The sequence below is a fragment of the Corallococcus sp. 4LFB genome (assembly GCF_046520365.1).
GTDB classification, from domain to species: Bacteria; Myxococcota; Myxococcia; order Myxococcales; family Myxococcaceae; genus Corallococcus; species Corallococcus caeni.
In genome coordinates, this window is the sequence record NZ_JBKGHJ010000504.1 from 1 (window position 1) to 5,741 (window position 5,741).

Consider the following 5,741-nt stretch of genomic DNA (forward strand, 5'->3'; position numbering starts at 1 on the left):
CGCCCGGCCCTGTTCGCGGCCGCGGCCGTCGTGCTGCTGTGCGTGGCCGGGCGCGCTCCTGGCGCTCGGACGCGGGCAGACGGCGCCGGCGGCGCCCGTGGTGCAGGCGTCGCGCCCGACGTACCGCCCCGTCACGTTCCGCCGGGGCCACGTGCTCAACGCGCGGTTCTCCGCGGACGGCCACACGCTGCTCTACGGCGCGGCGTGGGAGGGAGGACGCGCGGAGCTCTACAGCGCGCGCACCGAACGCCCGCTGTCACAGCCGATGGGCTACCCCGCGGACGTGCTCGCCACGTCGTCACGCGGAGAGCTGGCGGTGCTGCTGGAGCCCCGCTTCTTCGACGCGGACCATGGCAGCGGGACGCTGGGCCTGATGCCGCTGGGCGGTGGCGCGCCCAGGGCCGTGCTCGACGGCGTGCTGGAGGCGGACTGGGGGCGCAGCAATGGACCGCTCGCGGTGGTGCGCCGCGTGGGCGAGAGCTTCCGGCTGGAGCAGCCTCCCGGCACGGTGCGCTTCGAGTCCCAGGGGTGGATCAGCCACGCGCGCGTGTCTCCGGACGGAGCGCGGATCGCATTCCTGTTCCACGCGCACCCGAAGGACGACCGGGGCGGCGTCTGGGTGCTGGAGAAGGAAGGCCCGCCCCGGGAGCTCTCCGCGGACTGGGCGAGCGTCCGCGGGCTGGCGTGGGCTCCGGATGGACGCGAGGTCTGGTTCACCGCCTCCCGCACGGGCGCGGACTCCGAGCTGTTCGCCGTCGACCTGCGCGGCGCGCTGCGGCCGGTGGACAGGATCGCCGGGAGGATGCTGCTGCATGACATCTCCAGCGAGGGCACCGTCCTGGTGGACCACCCGGTGATCCGCACCGGGCTCGCGGTCGGTCAGGCGGGGGCGGAGCGCGACCTGGCGTGGTCGGACTCCTCGTTCATGACCGACCTGTCCCGCGACGGCCGGACGCTCGTCTTCGCGGAGGGAGGAGAGGTCGAGGGCCCCACCTACGGGGCGTACCTGCGGACCACCGACGGCGCCCCTCCGGTCCGGCTGGGAGACGGCATTCCCATGGCGCTGTCTCCGGACGGCAAGCAGGTGCTGACGGCGCGCTACGGCGAGCGGATGGAGTACCTGCTGCTGCCCACGGGCGCGGGGGAGCCGCGGTCCCTGTCGCTCGCGCCGGTCGCCACGGTGCTCACCGCGCGCTGGTTCCCGGATGGGAAGCGCTTGCTCCTGCGCGCCAACGAGGAGGGCCATCGCGCCCGCCTGTGGGTCTTCGAACCCGGTGCCGGAGCCCCCACGCCCATCACCCCGGAAGGCACGGGCTTCGACACGGCCATCTCCCCGGACGGAGCACGGCTCGCGGCCGTGGACGCGGAAGGCAACCTCCGCGTGTTCTCCCCGACGGGCGAGGCGCGCAGCACCGTCCCCGGCCGCTTCACGGGCCACACCGTGGTGGGCTGGGACGCGAGCGCAGAAGCCCTCTACCTGCGACGCGTCTCGCTCCCGGTGCAGGTCTCCAGGGTCGACGTGAGGACCGGCGCGAGCACGCCGCACCTGACCGTCCCCGCCCAGGGAAACATGCCGGGCCTCATCTCCGTGATGACGCTGGCGCTCTCCGCGGACGGAAAGTCCTACGCCTACAGCTACAGCGAGGCGCTCTCGCGGCTGTTCCTGGTGGAGGGATTGGCCGGCGCAAGGCCCTCCGCCCAATGACAGTCCTTCAAGGAACCGCGCCGCTCCGGACCCAGCCGGGCCGCGCGGTTCCCTTTGCTTCACATCACTTCACGTCCGCGGCCTTCAGGTTCTGGTTCACGAAGTCCCAGTTCACCAGGCTGGTGAGGAAGGTCTCGATGAACTTGGGGCGCGCGTTGCGGTAGTCGATGTAGTAGGCGTGCTCCCAGACGTCGATGGTGAGCAGCGCCTTCTTGCCGTGCTTCATCGGCAGGTCCGCGTTGGCCGTCTTCATGACGGACAGCTTGCCGCTGCTGTCCTGCACCAGCCACGCCCAGCCAGAGCCGAACTGCGTGGCGGCGGCGTCGGCGAACTGACGCTTGAACTCCTCGTAGGAGCCGAAGTCGCGGTTGATGGCCTCCGCGACTTCCCCCGTCGGCTTGCCGCCGCCGTTGGTCGGCGTCATGCAGTTCCAGAAGAAGGTGTGGTTCCACACCTGGGCGGCGTTGTTGAACACGGGGCCGTCGCTGCTGAGGATGACCTCCACCAGCGACTTCGCGGCCTCGGGCTTGCCCGCGGTCAGCTCGTTGAGCTTGTTGACGTAGGCCGCGTGGTGCTTGTCGTGGTGGAACTCCAGCGTCTCCGCGCTCATGTGAGGGGCCAGCGCGTCCTTCTTGTACGGAAGCTCGGGCAGCGTGAAGGGCATCGGGTGCGTCCTTTCTGGGTTACGTGAGGTTCGTCTTCGGTTTCACGACTTCGGGGCGGGCCCTGGCTCCGGGTGCGCCGTCAACGCGCGATACGCCCGGTTCCAGTAGAGCAGCGGCTCTGCCTCCGCTCCCCGCTGGATGCGCTCGACGCGGCCCACCAGCAACAGGTGATCGCCGTAACGGTGCACATCCAACAGAGTGCACGCCAGACCCACCAGGCTGTCCTGCACGAAGGCGCTTTCGTCGAACACCAGGCCTTCGGCCTCCCCCTTCGCGCAGCGGACCGACACGTCGCGTTGGGAGGTGGACAACACGCTCACACTGAAGCGACGGGCAGCCTCCACGCGCTTGAGCGTGCGGGAGGACTGCTGCAGCGACAGGACAATCAGCGGAGGCGTCAGGGAGAGCGAGCTGAAGGAGCTGACCGTCGTCGCCGCGACCCCGTCCGTGTCCCGGACGGAGACCACCGCCACCCCGCTCGCCCAACGGGACATCGCCTCCCGGAACTCCAGGGCCGACACCCCTTCAGTACCGCTCTGAGTCATGTGCCGGTCTCTACCACCCGCCCCGCCACCCGGTCAGCACTTCCTCCAATCCATTGGCGGAATACCAACGCAGTGGCACCGCCCCTGGCGCCCCCGGATGGCCGGATCCGCCGGACGCCCCGTATGCTGTCCGGCCGGAGGCGCCCATGGATCCGTTGTGGGGGGAGACGCTGAGGCGTCTGGATGCGCTGCTCGTCCAGGTGTGTGACCTGGAGGAGGACCGCGCGTCCAAGCTTCGGGGGGAGCAGGAGAGCGGCTGGGATGCCGTGCGCACCACCGTGCGCCCCTCCGCGGCGGAGCTGGCCTTCAGCACCGCGCTCGCGGAGACGCCGCTCCTGGGTGCTTCGCCTCCCCTGCCCTTCGCCCGGCTGCGGGCCTCGCTGCGCGTCGACACCGTGGAGGAGGAGGCGCTGCTGCTGCTGCTCGCGGCGTGGCTGGAGCCGCGCTACCCGCGCCTGTTCGCCGTGCTCCAGGACGAGACCGCGCAGGGCTGGAACGTGGAGCGGCTGCTGCTCACCGTGCTGGGCCGCACGCCGGCTCGCGCGCAGCGCTTGATGGCGTCGCTGACCGACAGCGGGCTGCTCGCGGGCGCCGGCCTGTTGCAGACGGGCGCGGGCGCCTTTCCTCCCATGCTCCGCCCCGTGGACCTGGCTCCGGAGGTCCGCGACGCCCTGCTGGAGTTGCCCCGTCCCTCCGTGCTGGGCGACCTCCCGTTGGAGTGGCATGGCGCGGACTCCCCGCCGTCCGGTGAGCGCGCGGCGCCGGGGACGTTCGGCGTCGTGCACGGCGAGGGTGAACGCCTGGGCGTGGCGCTGGGGCTCGCCGCGGAGGCGGGCATGCCGTTGGTCGTCGCCCGGTGGACGGGCACGCTGGAGCCCGCGTCCACGGCCCGGGCCGTCTGGCGCCTGGCCTCCGTGCGCGGTGCCCTGCTGGCCCTGGACATGTCCGGGTGTGAGCGGGGGCTGGCGCTCTCCGTCACGGAGACGCTGTCCGGCCTGTGCCAGCGGTTCGGCGGGCGGGCCCTGGTGCTCGCGGACTCCGCGCAGCCTGTCGCCGTGCCACACCACGAAGCTCCCGCGCCAGGCTTCATCCAGCGGCGGGCCCTGTGGAGGGAGGAGGCCCGGGCCCGTGGACTGTCATTGGCGGAGGCGGACGCGGGACGGCTGGCGTCTGGCTTCCGGGGCGGGCTCCAGGAGATCCGCCGCGTGTTCGATTCGGCTCCAGGGGGTGATGCGGAAGCCCTTCGCGCCGCCGCGTCGCGGCTCGTGCAGGTGCCGCTGCGCCATGGCTACCGGATGGAGACGTCGCGAACGTTCGCGGACCTAGTGGTGCGCGACACGACCCGCGCGGCGCTGGAGCGCCTGCTGTTCTACGTGGCCCAGCGCGACCGCGTCGCCGAGGAGCGGGGCCTGTCGCGCCGCTTCCGGCTGAACACCGGCCCGGTGGCCCTGTTCTCCGGACGCTCCGGCACCGGCAAGACGCTGGCCGCGGAGGTCATCGCGCAGGCGGTGGGCCGGCCGCTGTACGTCGTCGACCTGTCGCGGCTCGTCAGCAAGTACGTGGGTGAGACGGAGAAGAACATCGACGAGGTGCTGTCCCACGGCGAGCGCGCGGGCGCCGTGCTGTTCTTCGACGAGGCGGACTCGCTGTTCTCCGCGCGCACGGAGGTGAGCAACGCCAATGATCGCTTCGCCAACCTGGAGGTCGGCTTCCTCCTCCAGCGCATCGAGCGCCACGACGGGCTGATCATCCTGGCCACCAACCTCCAGACCGCCATCGACGAAGCGTTCCTGCGCCGCTTCCACGCGCGCATCGAGTTCCCCTTCCCCGAGGTCGAGGAGCGCCGCCGCATCTGGGAGCTGATGCTTCCGGAGGGCGTGCCTCGCGCGGGGACGCTGGACGTGGCCGGGCTCGCGCAGCGGCACCGGCTGGCGGGCGGCGACATCCGCAACGCCGCCCTCAAGGCCATCTTCCTCGCCGAACAGGCCGGCGCGCCGCTGGCCCAGGAGCACCTGGAGCGCGCCGTCGCCCTGGAGCTGTACGAGCTGGGCCGGCTGTCCCGGCGTCCGGAGGCGGACGCTCCCTCGGACGCGGGGACCCGGCTGCGCCGCGTGGCGGAGGTGTTCCAGGAGGCGCTGGACACGCAGCTGAGACAACACTTCCTCAAGGAGGTCCACATCCTCCACGGCTCTCCCACCCGGGAGGCGCTCGCGGGGAAGCGGCCCGCCGTGTCGCTCGCGCTCTACCGGCTGGCCGTCACCCAGAACGGCGCGCTGCGGCTGGGCTTCATCGTCTCCGCGTGGTCCAACCGCGCGGAGGAGGAACACGAGCTGCTCGGCGTGCTCCATGGGCTGCTCGCGCGCGGCCTTCCGCACGAGCTGGATGGCCGCAAGCTCACGCCTCGCGTCCAGGAGAGCTACGACTTCGACCTGCTCCACCGCTTCTGGAGCAGTCATGGACATCCCATCCGGGCCTCCCTGGTGCTGGACGTGGAGATGACCTAGCGTCCCCTCACTGATGGTGCGGGGGGGGTCCGTGCGCATCCGTGAACAGGGCTCGAAGGCGTCCGCCAAGGCCTCGATCCGGAAGGGTTCCGGGCGCACACCCTCGTCCTCCGCGGCCCTGCCCCGTGCACCGGGCGTCGTTCCCCGGGGCCCCGCCTCCTCCAATCCCGCCCGCGAGCTGGCGGCCCGGCTCGCGTCGCTGAAGGGCGCGACCCCGGCCCTGCATGGGCCCGTGCTTCGCGAGGCCGCGCGCGACCAGGAGCGCCGCTGGAGCGACCCGGCCTGGCGGACGCTGGGCGGGCCTCGCTCGCACCTCTTCGAG

4 protein-coding genes and 1 pseudogene are annotated in these 5,741 nt (G+C 72.0%); 3 read left to right on the forward strand and 2 right to left on the reverse strand.

Features of this window, described 5'->3' with window-relative positions:
- Nucleotides 1-1,705 (forward strand): annotated as a pseudogene (locus ACLEQD_RS35290) (hypothetical protein); the annotation flags it as partial.
- A 64-nt stretch (nt 1,706-1,769) separates the two neighbouring features.
- Here ACLEQD_RS35290 and ACLEQD_RS35295 read toward each other — a convergent pair.
- Both ACLEQD_RS35295 and ACLEQD_RS35300 read right to left on the reverse strand, forming a co-directional pair.
- Nucleotides 1,770-2,369, reverse strand: coding sequence for a superoxide dismutase (locus ACLEQD_RS35295; protein ID WP_171420283.1), 600 nt, complete (start codon nt 2,367-2,369; stop codon nt 1,770-1,772).
- A gap of 42 nt (nt 2,370-2,411) precedes the next feature.
- Nucleotides 2,412-2,864 carry a flavin reductase family protein gene (locus ACLEQD_RS35300; protein WP_410390161.1) on the reverse strand — a complete coding sequence of 151 codons (453 nt, stop codon included), beginning with the start codon at nt 2,862-2,864 and terminating at the stop codon, nt 2,412-2,414.
- A gap of 197 nt (nt 2,865-3,061) precedes the next feature.
- Here ACLEQD_RS35300 and ACLEQD_RS35305 point away from each other — a divergent pair, with 197 nt between their 5' ends.
- Together ACLEQD_RS35305 and ACLEQD_RS35310 are read left to right on the forward strand one after the other, a co-directional pair.
- A complete protein-coding gene (locus ACLEQD_RS35305) occupies nt 3,062-5,419 on the forward strand; it encodes an AAA family ATPase (RefSeq protein WP_410390163.1) in 2,358 nt (785 codons plus the stop codon).
- A 31-nt stretch (nt 5,420-5,450) separates the two neighbouring features.
- The coding region (locus ACLEQD_RS35310) for a hypothetical protein (RefSeq protein ID WP_410390165.1) at nt 5,451-5,741 on the forward strand (291 nt) is incomplete at its 3' end.

Excerpts from the sequence above, each read along its gene's own strand:
- ACLEQD_RS35295 (WP_171420283.1), bottom strand. The coding sequence starts at position 2,369 with ATGCCCTTCACGCTGCCCGAGCTTCCGTACAAGAAGGACGCGCTGGCC.
- ACLEQD_RS35300 (WP_410390161.1), bottom strand. The coding sequence starts at position 2,864 with ATGTCCCGTTGGGCGAGCGGGGTGGCGGTGGTCTCCGTCCGGGACACG.
- ACLEQD_RS35305 (WP_410390163.1), top strand. The coding sequence starts at position 3,062 with ATGGATCCGTTGTGGGGGGAGACGCTGAGGCGTCTGGATGCGCTGCTC.